General features: G+C 50.0%; 17 protein-coding genes. All 17 read right to left on the reverse strand.

The features are described 5' to 3' along the window. Window positions 1–5: 5 nt before the first annotated feature. Window positions 6–1,181: an acetyl-CoA C-acetyltransferase gene (mmgA, locus tag ICC18_RS08775; protein WP_188174031.1), complete on the reverse strand. Its 1,176-nt coding sequence runs from the start codon at window positions 1,179–1,181 to the stop codon at window positions 6–8. A gap of 42 nt (window positions 1,182–1,223) precedes the next feature. Beyond that, window positions 1,224–2,513 (reverse strand): dihydrolipoamide acetyltransferase family protein, encoded by a 1,290-nt coding sequence (locus tag ICC18_RS08780; protein WP_188174032.1) that lies wholly within the window; start codon window positions 2,511–2,513, stop codon window positions 1,224–1,226. Between the two features lie 36 nt (window positions 2,514–2,549). Further along, complete coding sequence (locus ICC18_RS08785; protein ID WP_188174033.1) at window positions 2,550–3,530, reverse strand: alpha-ketoacid dehydrogenase subunit beta; 981 nt, start codon at window positions 3,528–3,530, stop codon at window positions 2,550–2,552. 1 nt (window position 3,531) lies between these two features. Continuing rightward, on the reverse strand, window positions 3,532–4,548 hold the full coding sequence (locus tag ICC18_RS08790) for a thiamine pyrophosphate-dependent dehydrogenase E1 component subunit alpha (protein ID WP_188174034.1): 1,017 nt from the start codon (window positions 4,546–4,548) through the stop codon (window positions 3,532–3,534). Between the two features lie 40 nt (window positions 4,549–4,588). After that, window positions 4,589–7,852, reverse strand: a complete 3,264-nt coding sequence (gene icmF, locus ICC18_RS08795) for a fused isobutyryl-CoA mutase/GTPase IcmF (RefSeq protein WP_188174724.1) — start codon at window positions 7,850–7,852, stop codon at window positions 4,589–4,591. A gap of 186 nt (window positions 7,853–8,038) precedes the next feature. Then, entirely contained in the window at window positions 8,039–8,947 is a 909-nt protein-coding gene (gene prpB / locus ICC18_RS08800; RefSeq protein ID WP_188174035.1) for a methylisocitrate lyase, read from the reverse strand. Between the two features lie 40 nt (window positions 8,948–8,987). Then, window positions 8,988–10,442, reverse strand: coding sequence for a bifunctional 2-methylcitrate dehydratase/aconitate hydratase (locus tag ICC18_RS08805; RefSeq protein ID WP_223192452.1), 1,455 nt, complete (start codon window positions 10,440–10,442; stop codon window positions 8,988–8,990). Next, window positions 10,439–11,590 carry a citrate synthase gene (gene mmgD, locus ICC18_RS08810; RefSeq protein WP_188174036.1) on the reverse strand — a complete coding sequence of 384 codons (1,152 nt, stop codon included), beginning with the start codon at window positions 11,588–11,590 and terminating at the stop codon, window positions 10,439–10,441. The genes ICC18_RS08805 and mmgD overlap by 4 nt, the downstream gene beginning before the upstream one ends. Window positions 11,591–11,605: 15 nt before the next feature. Beyond that, entirely contained in the window at window positions 11,606–12,751 is a 1,146-nt protein-coding gene (locus tag ICC18_RS08815) for an acyl-CoA dehydrogenase (protein WP_188174037.1), read from the reverse strand. A gap of 1,147 nt (window positions 12,752–13,898) precedes the next feature. Then, window positions 13,899–15,401, reverse strand: coding sequence for a glycoside hydrolase family 32 protein (locus ICC18_RS08820; RefSeq protein WP_188174038.1), 1,503 nt, complete (start codon window positions 15,399–15,401; stop codon window positions 13,899–13,901). Beyond that, complete coding sequence (locus tag ICC18_RS08825) at window positions 15,388–16,356, reverse strand: carbohydrate kinase family protein (RefSeq protein ID WP_188174039.1); 969 nt, start codon at window positions 16,354–16,356, stop codon at window positions 15,388–15,390. Before ICC18_RS08825 ends, ICC18_RS08820 begins: the two co-directional genes overlap by 14 nt. Window positions 16,357–16,394: 38 nt before the next feature. Further along, complete coding sequence (locus ICC18_RS08830) at window positions 16,395–18,638, reverse strand: GH32 C-terminal domain-containing protein (RefSeq protein WP_223192453.1); 2,244 nt, start codon at window positions 18,636–18,638, stop codon at window positions 16,395–16,397. A gap of 24 nt (window positions 18,639–18,662) precedes the next feature. Further along, a complete protein-coding gene (locus ICC18_RS08835) occupies window positions 18,663–20,318 on the reverse strand; it encodes a type 2 periplasmic-binding domain-containing protein (protein WP_188174041.1) in 1,656 nt (551 codons plus the stop codon). Window positions 20,319–20,441: 123 nt separating this feature from the next. Next, on the reverse strand, window positions 20,442–21,329 hold the full coding sequence (locus ICC18_RS08840; protein WP_188174042.1) for a carbohydrate ABC transporter permease: 888 nt from the start codon (window positions 21,327–21,329) through the stop codon (window positions 20,442–20,444). Window positions 21,330–21,352: 23 nt separating this feature from the next. After that, window positions 21,353–22,267 carry an ABC transporter permease gene (locus ICC18_RS08845; protein WP_188174043.1) on the reverse strand — a complete coding sequence of 305 codons (915 nt, stop codon included), beginning with the start codon at window positions 22,265–22,267 and terminating at the stop codon, window positions 21,353–21,355. 85 nt (window positions 22,268–22,352) lie between these two features. Next, window positions 22,353–23,357, reverse strand: coding sequence for a LacI family DNA-binding transcriptional regulator (locus tag ICC18_RS08850; RefSeq protein ID WP_188174044.1), 1,005 nt, complete (start codon window positions 23,355–23,357; stop codon window positions 22,353–22,355). A gap of 154 nt (window positions 23,358–23,511) precedes the next feature. Continuing rightward, window positions 23,512–25,014, reverse strand: coding sequence for a glycoside hydrolase family 32 protein (locus tag ICC18_RS08855; RefSeq protein ID WP_312029502.1), 1,503 nt, complete (start codon window positions 25,012–25,014; stop codon window positions 23,512–23,514). Window positions 25,015–25,034: the final 20 nt, after the last annotated feature.

The following is a 25,034-nucleotide window of genomic DNA, read 5'->3' on the forward strand; positions in this document are numbered from 1 at the left end:
GCAAATTACACGCGCAAAAGAATAGCATCGCCCTGCGCACCGCCGCTGCAAATGGCCGCTATGCCGTAACCTCCGCCAATTCTGCGCAGCTCGTGAATTAACGTGAGAATGATACGGGCACCGCTGGCGGCGATCGGATGACCAAGTGCAATCGCTCCGCCATTCACATTGACTTTATCAGGGTCCCAACCGATTAACTTTCCGCTTGTTAATACGACTGCCGCAAACGCCTCATTGACCTCGAACCGGTCGATCTGGTCCAGGGACATGGAAGTTTGCTGCAGCAGCTTCTGAATCGCAAGTGCCGGTGTGGTTGCGATATAACGAGCCTTCTGTCCGATTGACGCATGTCCTACGATGGTCGCAAGCGGCTTGAGCCCTATTGAGAACGACCTCTCTTTGGACATGACGACCATTGCTGCTGCACCGTCGTTAACGCCTGGTGCATTGCCGGCCGTTATCGTTCCCTCCTTGACGAACACGGAAGGCAGCCCGGCAAGTTTATCAAGGCTTGTGTCCGCTCGCGGGGCTTCGTCTTGTTCCATGTAAATCGTCCCACTCTTGCTAATGATCGGCACCGGAACGATTTCTTCGGCCAAATAGCCTTTATTCATCGCATGAATGGAATGCTGATGGCTGCGCAGCGCCCATTCATCCTGTTCCCCCCGCGTTATGCCAAATTCGTCTGCGACGTAACTGCCGTGTACGATCATATGAACTTTGTCGAACGCGCACTCCAAGCCATCATGAACCATCAGATCAATCAGATCCCGATTTCCCATTCTCGCTCCCCAACGCGCATTTTGATCCAGATAAGGCGCGTTGCTCATGCTCTCCATTCCGCCTGCAAGGATCGTATCCGCATCGCCTGAGCGAATGATCTGGTCGGCTAATGTGACACTGCGCATGCCCGAGGCGCACACCTTGTTAATCGTCTCTGTCGTCACATGCCAATTCAAGCCGGCGTACCTGGCCGCCTGACGGGAGGGGATTTGCCCGGCGCCGCCTTGCAGCACCATGCCCATGATCACTTCATCGATATCCGCCGGATCGAGCGAGGAACGCTCGATCGCCCCTTTCATCGCTGTACCGCCAAGCACAACAGCTTCAATGTCTTTCAAAGCGCCTCCGAACTTTCCGAAAGGCGTTCTAGCTCCACTAACAATGACACTTTCTCTCATGCGCATCGGCCTCCTTTCGTAGCGAAGATCGTTGTAACAAGCCTAGTAAATGATCGTATCCGGATCGTACAGCTCCAGGTTTTGCTTCACTCGCTGCATAAATTGACCGCATATGACCCCGTCTAAGATCCGGTGATCAAGCGAAAGGCATAGATTGACCATCGATCGGACCGCAATTGCATCGTCCTGAATCACGACAGGTTTGCGGACAATCGATTCGAAGGTGATAATCGCCGCCTGCGGGTAATTGATGATGGGATATGAAAGAATCGAACCGAAAGCGCCTGTGTTATTGAAGGTAAACGTACCTCCATGCATATCGGCAAGCGTCAATGTACCGGCTCGCGCACGCTTAACTAAGGCGTCCAGCTCAATAGCTAATCCGGCGATCGTTTTGTGATCCGCGTTGCGAATCACTGGCGTGACGACTGAATTCTCTGAGCCGATTGCGATGGAAAGGTGAATCTCTTTTTTGATGATCATGTTCTCAGAGGCCCAGGTGGAATTCAGCACGGGAAAGTCTTTAATGGCATTAACAATTGCTTTCACGACAAACGGGGTGAACGTCAGCTGCACGCCTTCTTCGCTTTGGAAGCGGGTTTTCAGCCTTTGCCGCAAGGCGACGAGACGGCTTACATCCGCTTCTACCATCAGCCAGGCGTGAGGAATTTCAGTAACGCTCTGCTGCATGCGCGAAGCGATCAGCTTTCGCATAGGGGTAACGGGATGCACCGTGTTTGTTAAATTTCGCACTTCAGGAATCGGTGACCTTTGTTCAGAAGCCTTTGCAGGTGTGACAGTCGGTTCATTCTTTGTAGAGGTAACTTCTTGCTTTTCTGCGGGACGTACCGGAAATGTTTGAGGATGAAGATCAGCTAGATTTTTTACATGGGTTAAAATATCTTTGCGCGTGATTCTGCCGCCCAGCCCGGTTCCTTTCACCTTATGCAAGTCCGTCCCATGTTCTTTCGCAAGACGGAGAACGGCTGGTGAGTAGCGGGAGCTATGCTCGCCTGATGCGGTTTCCTTGCTTTCAACACCTACCGGAACATCCGAATCTCCTGCTCGTAGTTCATCGCCCCCTCGGATGATGCAAATCGGAGCGCCGACGTCGGCACTTTCTCCTTCTTGCACGATGATATGAACCAATTTGCCTTCCAGCGGCGAGGGCATTTCCACATTCACTTTATCCGTCAACAGCTCGCATAAGCCTTCATATTCGCGCACGTAATCGCCCGGCTGCTTCAACCATTTGCCAATGATCGCCGAAACGAGGCTTTCGGCCAAATGCGGTACAATCACCTCAGTACCTCGCTCCTCGTTTTGCCTCATGTCCATCCTCCCCCGCTCGGACTTATGAACTCACAACTATAGCTCCGCTAATCGGCGCATAGCCTCCTTGACCATATCGACATTGGGCATATAAAATTTTTCGATGGTAGGCGCCATGGCAACCGGAGGAATATCGGGAGGGCAGCATCTCATAATCGGAGCATCCAATTCATATAAAAGTTCTTCGGCAATGATAGCCGATATTTCAGCGCCGATGCCTCCCGTCTTGTTGTCCTCATGGAAAATGAGGATTTTCCCGGTTTTCGCGGCAGCCTCGCAAATCGCCGGTTTATCCAGCGGATGCAGAGTCCGCAAATCAAGCACGTGTGCGCTGATCCCTTCGCTTTCAAGTTCAATGGCTGCTCTGAGCGCGTAATGAACCGCCATACCATAGGTGATGACTGTAATATCTTCGCCTTCACGCTTGACCTCTGCCTTACCGATGGGGACGATAAAATCTTCGTCAGGCACTTCGTCGGAGACGGAGAGATAGCATTTCTTATGCTCAAAGTAAAGGACGGGATCTTCGTCTCGAACTGCCGCTTTCAGCAAGCCTTTAGCATCGTAAGCGGTGGACGGGGCGACGATTTTGAGTCCCGGCGTGCCGAAAAAGACCGATTCCGGGCACTGCGAATGGTACAGCCCGCCGCCTCCAGTCGCTCCATATGGAGCGCGGATTACGATCGGGCAGTTCCAGTCGTTATTCGAGCGGTAACGAATTTTCGCCGCTTCGCTGATGATTTGGTTCGTTGCCGGGAATATAAAATCGGCAAACTGAATTTCCGCGATCGGCCGCATGCCGACCATGGCGGCTCCAATGGCCACGCCGACGATCGCAGATTCGGAGAGCGGCGTATCGAGTACGCGCAGCTCGCCGAATCTGTCGCGCATGCCTTTGGTCGCGTTCAACACGCCGCCCTTGCCGATATCCTCGCCAAGCACAAAAACACGCTCATCCCGCTCCATTTCCTCGCTCATTGCAGAGCGGATGGCTTCCAAGTAGGTGATGATCCCCATCTTAATCATCACCCCCTTCATCTTCATCTGCATATACGTATCTCAATGCATCTTCCGGGGCTGGATAAGGGGCTCTATCCGCATATTTCGTCGCTTCATTCACTTCATGCATAATGGTTTCATGCACGGTGCGATCCATTTCTTCGTTCAAGATGCCGCAATCGAACAAATATCGGCGAAAGCTTTCGATGCCGTCCTGCTCCTTATGGTATTCCACCTCTTCTTTCGTCCGGTACAGCATGTCGTCATCAGCGGTGGAATGAGGAGGAATGCGGTACATCATCGCTTCGATCAAAGTCGGACCGGCGCCCCGAATCGCGCGTTCTCTGGCCTCTTTCACTGCACGGTAAACCTCCAGAGCGTCGTTGCCATCCACGCGGACGCCAGTAAAACCGTATCCGGCTGCACGATCGACAACCCGTCCTGCCACTTGCCGATGAGCCGGGATGGAAATCGCATACTGGTTATTCTCACACATGAAGATAACCGGCAGCTTGAAAACACCGGCGAAATTGAACCCTTCATGCACATCGCCCTGGTTGCTGGATCCTTCGCCGAAGGTGACAAAAGCGACGCGTTCTTCTTTTTTCATCAAAGACGTCAGTCCAATCCCGACGGCGTGCAGAACCTGGGTAGCCACCGGACTCGATCCCGAGACGATGTGATGCTTCTTATAGCCAAAATGCCCGGGCATTTGTCTGCCGCCGTTAATATCATCCGCTTTAAAAAACGCGGCAAGCATCAGCTCCTGCACGGTCATCCCGACCGAGAGAACGAATGCATAATCCCGGTAATACGGAAGAAAAAAATCATGCTGTTTTTCAAGCGCAAACGCTGCACCTACCTGCGCCGCCTCTTGACCGATGCTGGAGATGTGAAAAGAAGTCCGGCCTGAGCGTTGAAGCAGCGTAACGCGTTCGTCGAATTTCCTCGCCGTCAGCATGCAAGTATACATGTTCAGCAATTGATCATTCGAAAGACCAAGCTGCCGATGCTTGGGGACTTGCTGAAAGGACATGGAATCCCTCCTCTGCCGGTTCATTGCATGGATTGACAAGCTACATGTTCCGGCGATATTGACCGCCAACCTCATAGAGGGCATGCGTGATCTGCCCTAGACTTGCTACTTTGACCGTTTCCATCAGCTCGGCAAATATGTTGCCCCCCTCCAAGGCTGCCAGCTGAAGTTTGGCTAAAGCGGGAGGCGCTTCAGCCTGATTTTTCGTGTGGAACTCCACTAGGTTCTTAATTTGCTGCTCTTTTTCTTGAGGAGTTGCCCGAGCCAAAGGAATATCCAAATCATCGCCTGTAGGCGGATCCGGACGACGGAAAGTATTCACCCCGATGACGGGCAGTTCGCCGTTATGCTTTTTCATTTCATACAGCATCGATTCATCCTGGATTTTACCTCTTTGGTACTGGGATTCCATGGCTCCGAGCACGCCGCCTCTCTCACTTATGCGTTCCAGCTCCAGTAATACCGCTTCCTCTACGAGATCGGTCAGTTCCTCAATGATGAACGAACCCTGCAGCATGTTCTCGTTTTTGACAAAGCCAAGCTCTTTCGTGATGATCAACTGAATCGCCATCGCCCGGCGAACCGATTCCTCCGTAGGCGTCGTTATCGCCTCATCATAAGAATTCGTGTGGAGCGAGTTGCAGTTGTCCAGAATCGCCATGAGCGCCTGAAGCGTAGTGCGAATATCGTTAAAATCGATTTCCTGCGCATGCAGGGAACGCCCTGACGTTTGGATATGATATTTCAGCTTTTGGCTTCGCTCATTGGCCTTATATTTGTTCTTCATGACGATGGCCCAAATTCTCCGCGCCACGCGCCCGATCACCGTATATTCCGGGTCAAGCCCATTGCTGAAAAAGAAAGATAGGTTCGGAGCAAAATCATCGATCGCCATGCCTCGGGACAAATAATATTCGACGTAGGTAAAACCGTTAGACAGCGTGAAAGCCAACTGGGATATCGGGTTTGCTCCTGCCTCCGCGATATGATAGCCAGAGATGGAGACCGAGTAATAATTACGAACCTCATGATCGATAAAATACTGCTGGATATCGCCCATCATCCGCAGCGCAAATTCCGTGGAGAAGATGCAGGTATTTTGGCCCTGATCTTCTTTCAAAATATCGGCTTGAACTGTCCCTCTCACCGATCGCAGTGTTTCTCTGCGGACACTCGCCGCCTCCTCAGATGTTGGTGATCTTCCTTGCGCATGACGAAATTTCTCCAGCTGCATGTCAATTGCCGTATTCATATACATCGCAAGTATGACGGGTGCTGGACCGTTGATGGTCATCGAGACGGACGTCATCGGGTGGCATAGATCGAAGCCGGCATACAGCTTCTTCATATCGTTCAGCGTACAAATGCTGACGCCGCTTTCCCCGATTTTCCCATAGATGTCCAGTCGATAATCCGGATTCTCTCCATATAAAGTGACGGAATCGAAGGCAGTGCTCAGACGTTTAGCCGGATCGTTTTGTGATAAATAGTGAAACCGCAGGTTGGTTCTCTCCGGCGTTCCCTCACCGGCGAACTGCCGTTTGGGATCTTCTGCCGTACGTTTGAACGGGAAGACGCCTGCCGTATAGGGGAACTCTCCAGGGACATTTTCGTGGCATATCCAGCGAAGCAGGTCACCCCAATCGCGGAATTTGGGCAGGCTCACCTTGGGAATGCTCAGCCCTGATAAGCTTTGCGTTGTAAGCTCTGTCACAATGTCTTTGTCACGGACCCTAGAGGTGTGGGTGTCTCCGGTATATTGACGCTGTATCTCCGGCCATCTGGATAACAGTTCTTTCGTTTTCTTGTGCATATTGTTCTCAATGGTTTCCTTCAGTTTGCTCATAGCTATTAGACTTTCTTCAGATCCAGCGTGCTGCTGCAAGACCTTTATCGCTCCGTCGATCCGGTAGCTGCTGCTTGCCAGTTCGGCTTCACGGGTTACGAAAGCCCGATAGTCACGGACCGTTTGAGCAATTTCTCCCAAATAGCGAATACGGTCATTCGGGATAATCGCGTGCTTCGAAGCGGCTTTTCGATCAGATGAAAAGCTTGGCGTTGGCCACTGCAGCGAGCATTTGCGGTTCATCGTATCGATCAGTGCATGGAACAACGCATGAACACCTGCATCGTTAAACTGACTGGCCATCGTTCCGTATACGGGCATCGTTTCATAATCTTGGTCAAACAAACCGTGATTTCTTTGGTATTGTTTCTTCACGTCGCGAAGCGCATCCAGCGAGCCTTTCCGGTCAAATTTATTGATCGCGATCAGATCAGCGTCGTCGAGCATATCAATTTTCTCCAGTTGAGAAGGTGCACCGAACTCACTGGTCATCACATACAGAAAGACGTCGGAAATTGCGGTAATTTGGTGATCCCCTTGCCCTATCCCGCTTGTTTCCACCATGATCAGATCAAAGCCGGCAGCCTTAACAACCTGAATCACATCCCGAATGGCGTTAGATAGCTCATGACCTGATCCGCGAGTGGCGAGACTTCGCATATACACCCTGTCGGAATGAACGGCGTTCATCCGTATGCGATCCCCGAGCAGTGCGCCGCCGGTCCGCCTCTTCGTAGGATCGACGGATAGGATGGCGATAGATTTGTCGGGAAATTGCCGAAGGAACCGTCGGACCAATTCATCGGTCAGAGAACTTTTGCCGGCTCCGCCTGTTCCCGTTACCCCGACGACCGGACAGCTTGAGGCCATGGCTTGAATATGTTGTAAGGCATCGAACGTCTGGTCGGAGTCAGGCAGCCTGCCCTCGCTCCTATTTTCAGCAGCCGTAATAAACTGCGCAATACTCCGCTGATCTTGACGCAAACAAGCATGGGGATCGAGATTAGCATCAGACACCGTGCTGTAATCGCACTCCCGCATCATGACATTGATCATGCCTTGCAGGCCTAATTCCCTGCCATCGTCAGGAGTAAAGATGCGGGCTACGCCGTATTCATGCAGCTTTTTGATCTCTGACGGCAGAATGACGCCACCGCCACCGCCGTAAACCCGAATATGCGAAGCCCCGTTCTCCCTCAAGGCATCAAGCATGAATGTGAAATATTCCATATGCCCGCCTTGATAGGAGGAGATAGCAATACCCTGAACATCTTCTTGAATCGCAGCCCTAACAACTTCATCCACGGATCGGTTGTGCCCGAGATGAATGACCTCGGCACCGCTCGCCTGAAGCATACGCCGCATCATATTGATGGATACATCGTGGCCGTCAAATAAAGCGGAAGCGGTAACAAATCTCACTTTATGCGTCGAACGATACCTGGTATCCGATCCCATCATGACTCTTCCCTTTCGCTCTCAGTCTGGCAGTTAATCAACCACCGGTTAACATGTATGCAGACAGTAAAAGCCCCTACTGACACGACTGCATCAGCGAGGCCTTTTCTCGACATTTGGGACTGATTTGCAATGGCTATACCATCACAAGGACTGCATACGGAATTTGATGATCTAGGTGGCCTCTTAGTCTGGTTCAGGTAAAATGGTTTTAGCTATTCTTCCATCCAACGCTTCGTAATCGTAATACCGGATAGTATCGTACAACTCTTTCCGCGTTTGCATTTGACTGAGCATCCCCATCTGTGTTCCGGAGTGACGAATCTCGTTGAACACTTGTTCATACGCCTTGGCAGCAACACGCAGCGATGTTACCGGATAGAGCACCATCCGGTAGCCCCAACTCTCGAATTGCTCTGCCGTGTAGTAGGGCGTCCTCCCGAATTCTGTCATGTTGGCAAGCAGCGGGACGCGGATTTCCCGGCTAAAACGCTGAAATTCTTCTTCGCTTTCGAGAGCTTCCGGAAAAATACCATCCGCTCCTGCGGCTGCATAATGCTTGGCACGCTCGATAGCTGCGTCGATGCCTTCGACGCTCTTGGCATCCGTTCGGGCCAGAATAAATAGAGTAGGACAGATTTCTTTAATTGTGCGAATTTTTTGCACCATATCCTGTGGTGAAATAAGCTTTTTGCCGTTCAAATGTCCGCATTTTTTCGGCAATTCCTGATCTTCGATCTGGACGGCTGCAACTTTGGCTTCCACCATTTCCTTTACCGTCCGGGCTACGTTCAGAATGCCGCCGAAACCGGTATCGATATCGACCAGCAGCGGGAGGCCTGATGCGCGAATCAGCTCACGTGCGCGTTCCGCCACCTCATTCGAATATATCAAGCCCAGATCAGGCCATCCTCTACTAGCAGTATACGCAGCTCCGGATAGATAAATGGCTTTAAAATCGCACTGCTTGGCAATTCTTGCCGCCATGCCATCGTGGGTGCCGGGTATTTGGACTATGGGACCTGTCTCTATTAGCTTCCTGAATTCGTTCGCCAGTTGCTTTTGGTCCGGCTCCTCTTCAATTAACCAGCTCATGAGAACCTCCAGCTCCAGTCTGATTTGAAATAACCATCGGTCAAATGACGAGATGAGACATGAACTCATGGACAGGCGTTCGAGTGAGTCGCTCGTAATCCATTGAGAGTTTAAGAATTTCAGATGCCTTGTTCCGTGGGAACCGGGTTAACAAGTTGGCTTCATACTTCTGTACCACTTTAGGCAAACCTTCATCACGGCGTCTGCGGTGTCCAACCGGATATTCGCGAACCGCTTTGTCCGTCTTCGTTCCATCCTTGAAATAAATTTGAATGCTGTTTGCAATAGATCGTTTCTCCGGATCCAGATAGTCTTGGCTGAACTGTTCATCCTCTACGACGACCATTTTCTCCCTAAGCGCGTCAATTCTAGGATCCATTGCTACTTCGTCTTCATAGTGTTCGGCTATTAACGTTCCAAAGATCAACCCGATCGCTACCATGTACTGCAGGCAATGATCCCGATCTGCCGGGTTATGCAGAGGGCCTTTTTTATCGATGATCCGAATGGCGGATTGATGGGTGGTGAGTTTGATTTCACGAATTTCATCAAGCCTGTTTTTCACTTCAGGATATAGCTCTAAAGCGCATTCAACCGCAGTCTGAGCGTGAAACTCAGCAGGAAATGAGATTTTAAACAATATGTTTTCCATCACATATGAACCGAAAGGACGCCCTAATGTCAGCTCTCTCCCTTTGAGTAAAACATCCTGAAATCCCCAGTTTTTCGCAGATAATGCTGATGCATAACCCATCTCACCACCGACAGCCATTAGCGCCAATCGAACTGCGCGACTCGTTGCATCTCCAGCAGCCCATGATTTGCGCGAACCCGTATTAGGGGCGTGGCGGTAGGTTCTTAAACTGGCACCGTCTATCCAAGCATTGGACAGCGCATTATGCAGCTCCTCTTGGCTTCCGCCTAACATCGCCGTGACGATAGCTGTCGAAGCAATCTTCACGAAATGAACATGATCCAGTCCCACGCGGTTTAAACTGTTCTCCAGAGCAAGTACGCCCTGTATCTCATGTGCTTTGATCGTCATCGTCAGCACATCTTTCATGGATAGCGGATCCTTCCCTTCCGAAACCCGTCTGCGGCTTATATAATCGGCGGTGGCCAGAATACTTCCCAGATTATCGGATGGATGCCCCCATTCGGCAGCGAGCCACGTGTCGTTATAATCCAGCCAGCGAATCATACATCCGATATTAAATGCAGCTTGAACAGGATCGAGTTCAAATTGCGTTCCGGGCACACGGGCTCCTCCGGGCAAAACTGCGCCTGGAACGATCGGGCCCAAATGTTTGGTGCATTCCGGGAACCGCAATGCAAGGAGTCCTGTTCCAATGGAGTCGATGAGCACATGCTGGGCAATGCGATAAGCCTCTTCGCTTTCAATTTCGTAATTTAGCGTATAGTCCGCGATATCTAGAATGAGCTGATCGAATTTCATTGCCGGAGTTTGTGAAAATCCGCTCCTGCTGCTGCTCATAGACTTCTTCCCTTCGATTCCTGCGACTCATTCAACCCAGGAGGATGCAGATTCCGCGGTCCCGTGTAATGAACGCGTGGTCTGAACAGTCGATTGTTATCATGCTGCTCAATGACATGCGCGCTTATCCCGATGGTACGCGCAGCGAGGAATACAGGTGTAAATAATTCGATGGGAATACCCAGCAAATGATATACCGGAGCTGCGTAATAATCCAGGTTCGGATACAGATTTTTTTCGCGCTTCATTACTTCTTCCCCGACGACGCACATCTGGTAAAGCTCAGGCTGATTCTTGGCTTTGGTAAGCTTCCAGAGCGCTTCTTTCATGAGAATGGCGCGCGGATCGGCCTTTTTCATGTAAACCCGGTGCCCGAAGCCCATGATGCGTTCCTTTTGAGCTAATTTCTTCAACATCAGGGATTCAAGGTTGGCTTCCGAGCCTGCTTCCAAAAGCATCAACATGACCGCCTCATTCGCGCCGCCATGTAGTGTTCCTTTAAGTGAGGCGACAGCTCCGGTCAGCGCTCCATATATATCGGATTGCGTCGAAGCGATGACGCGTGCCGCAAAGGTTGAGTTCGGCATTTCGTGCTCACTGTACACGATCAGAGATTGGTCAAAAATCGCCTCTTCCAGCTTGTCAGGCACTTTCCCAGTGATCATATACAAGAAATTGGCCGTATACGAAAGCTCCTCGCGCGGTTCGATAAAAGGTTGCTCCATCATCGCTCTGTAGCCGTTCGCCACAATTTGCGGCACCTTGGAGAGCAGCCGGATCGCTTTGCGCGAGTTGGCTTCTCTGGAACGATCATCCAGCTCAGAATCGAAGCTCGCTATCGCCGAAATGCCCGTTCGTAATACATCCATCATATTTGACTGCTCGGAAAGAAGTTGAAGAATAGAAAGCACTTGCTGAGGGAATGTGTATTCTGATTTCAGTTTTTGTTCCAATAAATGACGCTGCTCTGAAGTAGGCAGCGCACCATCAAGCAGCAGCCCCACGATATCCAGATACGTTACATGATGGGCTAGTTCAATTAAGTCGTAGCCACGTAAGACAATCTCTTCATTTTCCACGTCCAGATACGAAATGTCGGTCTCACTGGCAATCACGTTCTCCAGCCCGGGGCGTATCGTTTCGCTCATCTTATTCCTCTCCCTTCATGAATCGGCTAGAAGCATTTTGGAAATAACCAGGCGCTGGATTTCGTTCGTCCCTTCATAAATTTGCGTTACCTTTGCATCGCGTAAATAACGTTCTACCGGGAAATCCTTGGTATAGCCGTAACCGCCAAAAATTTGCACGGCTTCTACCGTCACCTGCACAGCCGTATCACTTGCGAAAAGTTTGGCATAGGCGGATTCCTTGCCATAGGGTAAATTGCGGCTTTCTCTCCATGCGGCCTGATAGGTCAGAAGTCTGGCCGCTTCAATTTTGGTAGCCATATCTGCGATCTTAAAAGCAATTGCCTGCTGCTGAGCGATGGGCTTACCGAACTGTTTGCGCTCTTTCGCATAGGCGATCGAGGCGTCCAGCGCGGCTTGCGCAATGCCCAGCGCTTGTGCGGCTATGCCGTTTCGGCCTCCGTCAAGACTCCGCATGGCGATGGTGAACCCTTCTCCTTCTTTGCCCAGAAGGTTTTCCGCAGGGACGCGGCAATTGTCAAAAACAATTTCCATCGTCGGCGACGAACGGATACCCATCTTTCTTTCTTTTTTGCCGAATGAAAAGCCCGGTGTTCCCTTCTCTACGATAAAAGCGCTGCATCCCCGTTGCTTTAGCTGCGGGTCTGTTAATGCAAAAACAACATAAATTTCCGCTTCTCCCGCATTCGTCACAAAAATTTTGGAACCATGGAGCACATAGCTGTCTCCATCTCGTCGTGCCATCGTTCTCATCGCTCCGGCGTCTGAGCCTGAACCGCTTTCGGTCAAGCTGTAGGCACCGAGTTTTTTCCCTTCGGCAATCGGGCGCAAGTAAGTTTGTTTCTGATGTTCCGTACCATACGTATACAGGGACCAGCCGACCAGCGAAGTGTGTACGGAAAGCATAACCCCGGTGGAAGCACACACCCGTGACAGTTCCTCCAAGACCATCACATACGTGACATAATCGGCACCGAGTCCGCCGTATTGTTCTGGCCACGGGATCCCGGTCAAGCCGAGCTCCCCCATCTTGTCGAACAAGACGCGATCGAACCTCTCCTCCTCGTCCCGCTCGGCTGCGGTCGGCAACACCTCATTTTTGGCAAATTCCCGCACCATCCGGCGAATCATTTCCTGTTCATCCGATAAGGTAAAGTCCATGCGATAGCCTCCTTCAACATGCTTGCCTATCCAATAGTTGCAGCGAAGACTATTCCGTAACCTAATACCGATCTGTGGGAATTGGAGAACGGTTACAAGTGATAATGAGCTCAATTTATATATACACAGCATGCGCATGCTTATAACTTCAATTTGGTTCTAGTAAGGGAATTAACGGAAAAAAGGTCACACTATCCGGCATAAATCGTCCCACGTGGTACAAGGGTGAATTGAAGGCGCTTTGAGGGCCTGTAAAGATGTTTTTCATCATTGCAGACGTGAGAGCGGTTGGAATCGTATTCTCTAACGATGTTTTTCATTTTGGCTCTGTTAAACTTTGTTGTTGATTGAAACAACGATTCTGTATGAAATTTCATATAAAATCGGGCTTTTCGCTTCAATTAGAGCTTTTGTGTATGATTTTTCGTGTATAACTATGTAAATTACCGTTTGAAGGATAAATCTGTGTGATTTTTCGAGTATATATATGGGGGAACTATAGTTTCGAATTGATCGCTAATTGTTTGAGTGGTTTTTCTTATGGTTAGAAATCAACAATAAAGAATAACAAAGCCTTCATCTTTAGAGACGGGAAAAGGGTGAGTCTAGGGTGCTTTAGGGTGAGTCGAGGGTGCTTTAGGGTGCTTTGAGGGTCTGTAAAGATGTTTCTCATCATTGCAGACGTGAGAGCCGGTGAAATCGTATCCTCTAACGATGTTTTTCATCTTTAGAGATGGGAAAAGGATCAGTTGAAAGTGGTGAAAAACATTGCTCAACGAATATTCATCACATAGCTTTATACTATAAAATTGAGTAATTAAGTGGAGAATTGACATATTGTACTGATATGCAGAATAATGAATCCGTTGGTTCAACATGCGTTGGATTAACAACTAATCCCCTGAAAATAGTTCCATTAGTAAAGGAAGCCAGACAAAAAAGACAGCGATATTCGCTGTCTTTTTCGTTTAATCATTTCTGTGGTCATTTCATTTTTTGCACCCGAAAGGGAATCTATATCCATAGGATGCAGGTCTTATGTTTTATCTGCGGGACTCGCTATGCTGTAACGCCCTCAATGGCTCTTTCAGGCAGCCCTGCTCGCCCCCTCGACATCCCGATGCACGTTAACGGTACCTTCATCATTCTACGAATGACTTACCGTCGAAGGCTGACCTGCATAGATGGAGTCTAGCTCATAGACGGCCACTGATTTTACTTTTACGGATCCTTCCTTCGCAAACAGCTTCAATCCTCTGCTTGAAGGTTCCGGAAAAATAAGATCCGTCATGACAAGTCGACCATCGTTTGCAAACACCTCGATAGATGACCAATCGACAAAAATATGCAGTTTGATCATACCATGTATCGGAGATAGTAAAGCACTATGCTTACAAGCGAACTCGTCATGGAAATCGGTCATTCCGGATTTCGTCCGGTCAATGAACAGTCTGTGCTGGCTAGAGTCATAGCCGATAATCGTTTCTTCCTTATCGGAGGTTCTCACTTTCAGGCCGAACTCCAATGCGTCCCCGACTTCAAATTCAGCAATGATTTCAAGCAGATCCCCTTCACCAAGATCTTGCTCCTGCCCAGAACTCACGACAAGCGAGGCAAAACACTTAGACCTCCCTCTCTGAACACAAAGTTCCTTAACAGGAATCTGCCTCAGATAAATCTCCCCTGCATCCATCCCCAGCGAAAGCTCTCTTGGCAGCGTCATCGCGCTTCGCCATTGGGATGTCGGCGTCACCAACGCGTATTTCCAGTTGCTCATCCAGCCGATAAAAAGACGCCTTCCATCGTGCTCCGGCACATCCGACCAGGTCACTCCGGCATAGTTATCCCGCCCATGGTCGAGCCACCGAATAGGAGCCGGGGTCTCACCAGCAACAAAGGTGTATCCATCAAAATGGCCGATGAAATACTGTGTCCTTGATCCTTCCGCATATTTGGCATCGTCGCCAATACTGACGATCAGCACCCATTTTTGTGTACTCGCCATACCATCGACAGGAAGCGGGAACAAATCAGGACACTCCCAGACCCCTGTATGCGAGCCTTGATCTGCACCAAATTCACCGCTATACTCCCACTCCTTCAAATTGGGGGATGTATAAAAGCGAATGTGATCGCCGGCAGCGATGACCATCACCCAATTGTGTCCATCCTCATACCAGAATACCTTAGGGTCGCGGAAATCGGTCAAATGTTCTTCAGCAAGAACGGGGTTATTTGCATATTTGAGCCAGGTCCTTCCGCGATCCACGCTGTATGCAAGACTTTGTCTTTGTCTGGCAATCTCGGTACCCGGCATCGTATCATGATGGGTAAAAATCGCTACAAGACCGGATCCTCCGCCAAAAAAACCGCTCGTATCGCACTCATCCGCCACGATGCTGCCCGAGAAAATCGTGCCGTGTTGATCCGGCTCCAGCGCAATAGGCAGGTGCTCCCAATGAATAAGGTCCCGACTGACTGCATGCCCCCAATGCATGGGGCCCCAAACCGTACTTTCAGGGTGGTATTGATAGCAAAGATGGTATTCCCCTTCATAAAAGACCATTCCGTTCGGATCATTCATCCACTGCTTGGCAGGCGTGAAATGAAGTTGCGGGCGAAACCGTTCCTGGTAGTTAGCTGTTGTCATGATCCTTCGTCACCTTCCGTATCTCTTCAAGCGTGGGCATTGCCGGGATCGCGCCTCTTCGGGTCGTCGCCAACGCACCTGCTGCATTGGCGAATCGGATCATGGTCCGAAGATCCTCTTCATTCAAAGTTTCAAATCCTATCTTTCTGTCCATCCAACCATATAAGAATCCCCCGAAAAATGCATCCCCCGCACCCGTCGTATCGATCGCCAGAACGGGATAGCCTCCAACGCTCCCAGTTTTACCACCGAGCCGATAGAAAGCTCCTTTTTCACCTAATGTGACTAAAATGAGAGATGTGCCGAATTTCTCGCCAATCATGCGAGAACCCTCTTCCAAATCCGTGACTCCGGTCAGGAACGTAAGCTCTTCCTCCGATAATTTCACGATATCCGCTCGCGCCAAACCATACTCGATCATTTTCCTCGCATGATCCAAGTCGTCCCAAAGCGGTATTCTTAAATTCGGATCAAACGATATCGTACAGCCTTGCTCCTTGGCATAAAGGAGCGCCCTCCTCGTCGCGGATGCAGCCGGTTCATCGGTCAACGATAGTGAACCAAAATGGAAAATCTTCGACTGCCCGATCATATCCAGCCGCACTTCCTCTTTTTGGAGCTGGGTGTCTGCGCCAGGTTTTCGATAGAAACTGAAAGAACGGTCACCATGCGGATCCAAATGGACGAACGCCAATGTCGTATTCACCTCATTACTCGACACGACGCCTCGAGTATCAATACCGCATTCATTCAACGTTTGGATTAAGTACTGCCCATGCGGATCTAATCCAACTTTGCTAATAAAACCCGTCTGCTTTCCCCATTTGGCTAAAGCCGCCAGCACATTGGCCGGCGCTCCGCCCGGATTACGCTCGAATAATGTGTACCCAAGCTCAGATTGTCCAGCTGGCGTGAAGTCTATCAAAACTTCACCTAATGCCACTACATCATACATTCGTTCTCTCCACCTTCGTCTTATTAAGTTAAATCTCTCTATTTTGAATCTATGAATGCCGGCTTCATTTCCCATATTTCTAATGATGCAATGCGTATGTCGTCATCCGCTCGCAGCTGCAAACCTAGAGCATCCAGTCTGGATGGATACGTACGTGTCGTTAAGCTCTTCAAGCCATTCGCATAAGCTTCGATCAAAGACCTGTCAACGAAGACACGCAGCTGCAGCGCTTCTCCATGAAGTTCAAATTTCCCTTCTTGAATGCCACGTGTGCGCTCATACGGGTCCAGCGTTGCTTTCTCCCGATTGACCCCGAATTGCTCACGGTCGCGATCATAGTAAATTACGGTCTCTTCCTCACCATCCGGCGTTCGCCTAACTACAAGGCCGAAAAATCGAACCGAACCTGATCCTAGAGTGATCTGTATGTCCAAAGCGTCTCCTTGAATGTCCTGCAGGCGATCATTTGCTTCACCAAGCGTAACATCCGCCAGATCAAGCAGCTTCATACCGTGAAGCAGCCGAATTTCTTCGATCGGCTCAATGCCTAACCGTCCATCCTCACGCAAAGTCAAGCTGACCGGCATGCCGGCGCTATGCGACCATCCGCAATCATAATCGATTTCGGGCGTTCGTTCCCCCTGCGCGATTGTAAAGAGCAGCGACCGGCCCGTGACAGGGTCAATCATGCCGCTAGGTCCTGTAAAATGAAAGTCGCCCACATCGATGAGCCCAGGCTCGTCATGATCCGGCATGAACCGGAAGCTGGCTCTGTCCCAATTTCCTAACCAATAGTTTACCTCGACTTTGGCTTCAGGCCCCCAAGGACTGATGAGCAAAATATGTTTGCCTGAATCTTGACCGTTACGTTGCAACGGAAGCAGCACCGGCAGCTCCCACATGATGCCAAGATACGGATACTGCTCATAATCGCTGATGAAAAGAGGACCTTTGCACGTCCAATCGATCATATTGATGGATGTATACACCATGGCGGTGCCGCCTTGACCCTCGATCCCGGTTCCAACCAGCATGATCCAGTGGTCATCTTCCTTCCACACGTAAGGATCGCGGAATTCGCCGAATAAACCGATGCCCGGCTCCTGAACGACAATCGGGTTAGGATGCTTTATCCATCTCTTCAAATCCCGATCCCGATCTTGCGGATAAGCGGTACGAGCCAATCCGACCGATTGATTCGGAGACAAAGCGAAATTACCCGCCGTATAAAATAAAGACGGATGGCCTTGCTCATCATAAGCGGCGCTGCCTGACCAAATGCCGTCCGGATCCAGTGCCGGTTCCGGTGATAACGCTGCCGGCAAATCCCGCCAATGCACCAGATCTTCACTAACCCAGTGGCCCCAATGAATATAATGCCAGAACGGGCCGTTAGGGTTGAATTGATAGAACAAATGATACTGGCCGTTAAAATAAATCGGCGCATGCGGCTCATTCATCCAATGCCCCGGCGAGGTCAGATGAAATTGCGGCCGATGCCGGTCACGGGTAAAATAGGACCGGGGTATCGACAAATGCTCATCCGGAATATCAGGAATGTCGCCCCCATGGCCTTCCAAAGCTTGCCGATACAATTCGGCAATCCCCTCCCCGGAAATCTCCGCATCATACATGCGAAGCTCATCCATCAACCCGTCAAACATATTCATCGTAAACGCTTCAGCCAGAATAACGCCTTTGTTATTTTTACCAATGAGCAGATCTTCAGAACTTGGTGTAATCTCAATCATCTGCTGCGAATGCTGATACATCGTAACTATATTGCCATTCAGGAACAACTTTATCTGTCCCGTCGCCGCATCATACGTTGCAGCTACGAAAGACCAGGTAAACTTAGGCAGCGGGTGGTCATAACACCACACTTCGACCCATTGTTCACCAAGCGCGAGCTGAATCGACCAGCTGCCGTGTCTCGACATGCCGATTACATAGCCTTCGCAGCGCTCCCGGTCATGCTGATTGACGATCGCGGCAAGCCGCTGCTCATCGCCGAAATCATAGCTGCGCGGCGCTACCCAAGCAGTGATCGTCAATCCATCGAATAGCTTGGGGGTTAGATCGGCGGATCTCTTCAACCAAGTTGAATAGCCGTCGAACAGCAGTGCATTGCCGTTGATGCCTTGACGCCAAATCGGCTCCCGCTGCGGCTGATAACGGCCTCTCAGCAAGGCAAATTCAATCTGATCATTTCTTCCCGATGCCTGATCATGCGCGATACTGCCCTGCCCTTCATCAAAAGCCCAGTAGGCGATTGGTTCCATCCGCATTTCCTCCTGCTATTACGCTTACTTGGCCGATTTATTATAGCGGTCCAAAGCGGCTTGATAAATGCCCAGCAAATCTTCCAAGCCCATTTTCTTTAATGTCGATAAGTAGGCGTCCCATTCTTTGTCCACGCCGCCCTCCATCAACCATTTGGAGCGCTTTTCATTCGTCAGCTTCGCAATATCCGGCTTGATTTTGCCGATTTTATCGAGTTCTTCAGGTGTGAAGAAGATGGCCGGATAGTTCTCTTTTTCCATTTGAGGAACAAAGGTATCTTTAATGCGATTCATACGTTCCAAAGCACGTGGTTCTGGAGCGACCAGGTTCTGGAAGTCCTCGGCCAAAATGACGCCCGTCAAATTCGGCGCAACTTTTTGCCGGAATTCTCCTGCAGCTACACCGGCTTCGAGCGGCTTCTGAACGAGCTTTCCGTCCTTCTCATCAAAGACGATGCCAATCGGTCCCCAATGAAGTTGTGCTGCCATTTTCGGCTCATATTGCAAATCCAGCCATCTCGCGGTAATTTCAGGGTTTTTGTTGACTTTGGTAATGACCGGACCACCCCTGCTCCATGGGGAACCGTTGTTGTATTTAACGACCATGTCTTTGAACGGCGGTACAAGTACATAATCTTTGGCACGATCCGGGCCCACGATCTCCGTCTCTTCCCACCACAGATACGACCCGAGAGTGACATCCTTCGTTTTCCCTTTCGCAAAGTAGGGCGCCGTATTGTTGTTGAACGTAAACGAATCCTTATCGATCAGTCCTTCTTCCACCCATTTATGAAAATAAGAGACGGCTTCCTTGTATTTCGGGTCGATAGCGGAGTAACTCACCTTGCCGTCTTTGACATTCAAGTGCTCGATAAACGAGTTATCGTTCGGTTGGTATGTCTTGTCAGGAACGCCAAAGGCTCCGAACAAATAACCGATATCTCCCGTCCAAAACGTATTCATGAACGACATGGGCACTTCATCCGGCTTGCCGTTGCCGTTCGGATCTTTCGTTTTGAATGCGGTCAGCACGTTATGAAGCTCATCGATTGTCGTAGGCATTTTGAGATTCAGCTTATCCAGCCATGCTTGATTCAAGAAAAGAAAATCCGGATTCGAGCCGATTCCCGCCTGCCCCTTGCCAAGCTCTTCCGCAACCGGCAGCGAGTAAATCTTGCCATCAGGAGCCGTCACAAAGGCTTTCAGCTCGGGCCGTTTTTCGAACAGCTTTTTCACATTCGGCATATACTTATCGATCAGATCGTTGAGTGGAATAATCGTACCGTCTTTGCTGTATTTAACCAGATCATTGTCCGTAAAACGCGCGCCGTAGAATACATCCGGGAGATTGGAACTGGCGAGCAAAATATTCTTTTTATCGTTGTAATTCGCCTCCGGGACGTTATCCCAATCAATATGCACATTCGTCTGGGCTTCAAGCCGTTTGAAAATTTCCATCTCGCCATAATTCGGCGCGAGCGGCGCTTTAGGCGATACCATTTTAAGTGTGACCTTTTCCTTGACGATCGGGTAACCGGTTTCATTGAAGCTTGCCGCTGCCTTCTCCCCGCTTTGCGGCGCAGCTGATTCTTTGACCTCAGGCGTTTTGTCGCTGCATGCGACCAAGACCAGGCTTAAGCTCATTGTGACTGCTGCAACTGTCGCGAATGTTTTTTTCATATTCGATACCCTCCCTTTTTGTATGTAGCCCACTGCAAGTTCTTTTTCACTTACACACGGTTTGGAGCTCACGCTTTCAGAAAGCCGACCACCACCTTTCATACGGTCTACACGGATGAGCACTTAACCTTTTACCGAACCGATCAGCACGCCCTTTACGAAATAACGCTGTAAAAAAGGGTACAAGATTAGCAAAGGCCCAGCCGCAATCAGGATGACGCCATACTTGATCAGCTCGGAGACTCTTTGTTTGGCCACCAAGGAATCGATATCCGATACCATATCGCCGATCGGCTGGCTTTGGATGAGAATATTCCGGAGCACTAATTGAAGCGGGTACAGCTTTTCATTTTCCAAATAAATCAGTGCATCGAAGAACCCGTTCCACTGCCGGACGACGGCGAACAGCACAAGAACCGCCATAATCGGCTTCGATAAGGGAATGACGACGCTCCAGAGAAACCGGGTGTTTCTGCAGCCGTCGATGAATGCAGCCTCGCGCAGCTCATCCGGTATCGTCGATTGAAAGAACGTGCGTGCGATGATGATCCCGAAAGCATCGACGGCGGACGGCAGGATAACGGACCAAACGGTGTCGACCATGCCCAGCTTTTTGATCAGCAAATAAGTCGGAATTAAACCGCCCGAGAAGAACATCGTGAAGACGAAGAACAGCATGAAGACGTTGCGGCCGTAAAAATCTTTGCGGGATAGCGGGTATGCCGCTCCGACGGTTAAGGCCACGCTAATGAGCGCGCTTGCCGCCGCGTACAGGATCGAGTTCCCGTAGCCGGACCAGATCTGGGGATCGGATAAAATCCGGCTGTACCCCTCGAGCGTGAAGCCTTTTGGCCACAACCATACGCTGCCTGAATAAATCTGATCGGGCTCGCTGACCGAAGCAATGACGACAAAATAAAGCGGATACAATATCAGTAGGGCGAACCCGCTCAACATGATCACATTCAAAGCGTCAAACCACTTATCTGCCGTGCTTTTTGTAGTAATCATCTTGGTTTACGACTCCTTTCCGGTTAAAATAGGCCGCTGCCGTTGATTTTTTTGGCGATGCGATTAACGCTGAGAAGCAGCACGAAATTGATCAAAGAGTTGAACAAGCCGACAGCTGCCGAAAAGCTGTATTCCGCGCGCTGCAGACCGATTTTGTACACATAGGTGGCGATTATTTCCGATGAGCTGGCGTTTAAATCGTTTTGCATCAGGAAGGCTTTCTCAAAACCGACATTCATCAGGTTCCCGACCGCCAAAATGAACAGTATAAGAATGGTAGGCTGAATGCCTGGAATATCGATATGCCAGATGCGATGCCATTTCGATGCGCCGTCCACGACTGCCGCCTCATGCAGATGAGGGTCGATACCCGCCAGAGCTGCCAGGTAAATGACGGATGCAAATCCCGTTTCCTGCCAGACGCCGGAAAAAACGTAAAGACTTTTGAACCATTCTGCCTTGGACAAAAAGTAAACCGGTTCGCCGCCGAACATTTGAATGATGTGATTGATGAGACCGCTTCCTGGCGACAGAAACACATACAGCATGCCGACGAGGACGACCGTAGAAATAAAATAAGGCGCGTATATGACTGTCTGGATAAACCGTTTGTATCGTTCTCTGGCCAGTTGATTGAGCATAAGCGCGATGAGAATCGGAATCGGGAACGAAACAGCTAAAGAATAAAGGCTAAGCCCGAGCGTGTTCTTGATGACGGTCCAAAAGTTGAAGGAATCGAAGAACCGCTGAAAATGTTCCATGCCCACCCAGGGGCTTCCCCAAAAGCCTTTGGATGCGATGAAATCCTTAAATGCAATCTGTACCCCGTACATCGGCCAATATTTAAAAATCACGAAATATAACACCGTCGGTACGATGAGCAAATAAAGTTCGTAATTGGCTTTGATTTGTTTGAACGCTTGTTTGTTCGTTATCATGTAAGCGTCTCTCCCCCTTCTCTACGGTAAAATCGTTTACGTAAACGTTTTTCTAACCTTCAAAAAAAAGCTGTAATAGCTTTTTTTAACAAGAGTCCCGCATGATCAGCGCGGTTGGCAGCCTGTATTCTTTGCTTCCTGCGGACGGATTCTCTATCCGCTTCAGCATGATCTCCGCCGCTTTCACGCCGATCTCATAGGAAGGCTGGCGAATGACGGTCAGCGGCGGTGATGTGATCTGCGTCCAATCATAATCGTCGAATCCAATAACGGCTAATTCTGCCGGAATCTGAATCCGGCGCTCCTGTATATATCTCATGGCGCCCATCGTCAACACATTATTGGCGATGAACAGCGCTGTAATGTCATGCTCGGCAAGCAGCGCTTTGACGCCCTCGTACCCGCTCTCAAAGTTAGATTCGGCGACTTTTACGATGGATGGGTCCCAAGGAATGCCGTGATCGGCCAATGCTTTCTGATAACCTTCATAACGTTCGTTGCTCGTCGTAATACCGAGCTCCCCCGTTAATAAACCGATTCGGCGATGCCCTTTGGCGATAAGCGTTTTCACGGCTTCATAAGCGCCTCCTAGTCCGTCAGCGAGCACACTGTCGCCGTTATACCCTGCCGGCTTGCGGTCAATGAACACAACCGGATAGTTGGAACGGACAATCTCGTTCAAATAACTGACATCCTCGGCGATGGAAGCGATGAAAAGCCCATCAATTAATTTGGAATTAAACAATTTGATTTGTTCCTGCTCATCTTCAATTTGTTCAGTCGTATTGTTGCTGAGCAGGAGATGATAGCCATGCTGTTTCAGCGTAAACTGAATGCCTTGCGCAACCATCATAAAAAAGAAATTCGATGTGTCCGAAGGAAGCACCGGTACGATTAAACCAATCGTATTGGACTTTTGACTGCGCAAGCTTCTGGCTGCCGAGTTAGGCCGGTAATCCAGCTCCTCCATCGCCTCGTATACTTTTCGCTTTATTTCGTCCGAAACATAGCGGGTGTTATTGATAACATGAGAAACCGTAGCTATGGAAACACCCGCATGTTCAGCGACTTGCTTAATGCCGGAACGCATGATTTTCGACCCTCTTTTCTCAGAAAAACGTTTACGTAACCGTTTTCTTGATTATAGGATCGAAGCGGAGTTGTTGTCAAACACTTTTTTATAGTTCACATTCATGTCGACACTTGGCAAGAAAGAAGCGCACCAAGTGCGCCTGTTCCCTCTTTTATCGTGACGATGCTAAGTCCCATACGTCCAGACTGACCAATTTGGCGTTTCCCTTTTTAGAAAATAGTCTGATGCCGACACTCGCCGGATCCGGATAGATCCGGTTGGTGATTGTTTTAATACCGTTATTGGCAAACAGCTCTACGGAAGAACGGTCGATGAACATATGCAGCTTAAGGCATCCGTCCTCCATCGGATTCAATCGCACTTCACTCACGCCCGAATCACCAATCCCGGACAAGCTGCGGTCCATGGAGAGCTTGCGTTCGGTCATCGAGTACGCGACTTCTGTACGTTCTGCATCATCGTCCGAGCAGCGCAGCCAAAAGCCAAATTCAGCTACGCCTGACGCATCGGCGATGTCGAATACGGCGTTCATTTCGAGCGCATCTCCTGCAATGTCAGGAAGCGGAACAACCGTATCCGCTGAGATATCCATCAACTCCAAGCGTCGATGCGTTCCACGCAGTGAGGTCAATTCTGCCACTGGCTCCATGAGCAAAGTGCCGTCTGCAGCAAGCTTCAGCTCACGGGGCAGCGTGAAAGCCCCCATCCAGCCGTGATCCTGCTCGGGCATCGTTGCCCCCCAAATATTCATCCAGCCTAACAAGATTCGCCTGCCATTTGCATCTTTGAATGTTTGCGGCGCATAGAAATCGAATCCGTAATCCAACCGCTCCGCTTGTTCGGCGATGAATTGACCCCGCTCGTAATCCATCCGGCCGGACATATACATGGTTTTCGTCGCCCCCATGTTCATCGGGGAGATGATCAGGACATGTTTATTCTGATTACCGAGCGGAAACAAATCCGGACACTCCCACATATCGCCCATCGTTCCATCGCTCTCTGCGGCGATACCGATATACGTCCAGTCTCGGAGGTCGTCCGCCTTGTATAGCAACGCTTTGCCTAGGCCGTCTTTGCCATAACCCATCACCAAGTACCAGCTACCTTCATGCATCCACACTTTCGGATCACGGAAACCGAAGCCGCCTTCTTCAGGCGGTGCACTGATCACGGGATTCTCGTTTTTAACAAAGCTCACCCCGTCTGAGCTAGTAGCCATGCATTGCACTTCCATCGGAGTTCGCCCGTCGACATGCCCCGTATAGAAAAGAGTCAGCTTGCCATCGTGGTCGATGGCACTCCCGGACCAGCAGCCATAACCACCGCTCTCGCCCAAATCGTATGGTTCCGAAGGGGCGAGCGCAATCGGGAGATGCTCCCAGTGGATGAGATCTTTACTTTTGGCGTGTCCCCAATGCATCGGACCCCATCTCGGTTCATACGGATAGTGCTGATAAAACGCATGATATTCGCCTTTATAATGGACAAGGCCATTCGGATCGTTCATCCAGCCGGCTGGCGGCATCAAATGATAACGAAGCCTGAAACTCTCGTCAGTCAGGCCTGCGGCTAGCTGCCCCAGTGCCTTATTTGCTTGAAGGACTCGCTCTGCATGTATCCGTCTTACCGATTTATTATCCTGTTGGTTCACTTCCTCCACACCTTTCCTGC

Source organism: Paenibacillus sedimenti (assembly GCF_014534655.1).
GTDB classification, from domain to species: domain Bacteria; phylum Bacillota; class Bacilli; order Paenibacillales; family NBRC-103111; genus Paenibacillus_E; species Paenibacillus_E sedimenti.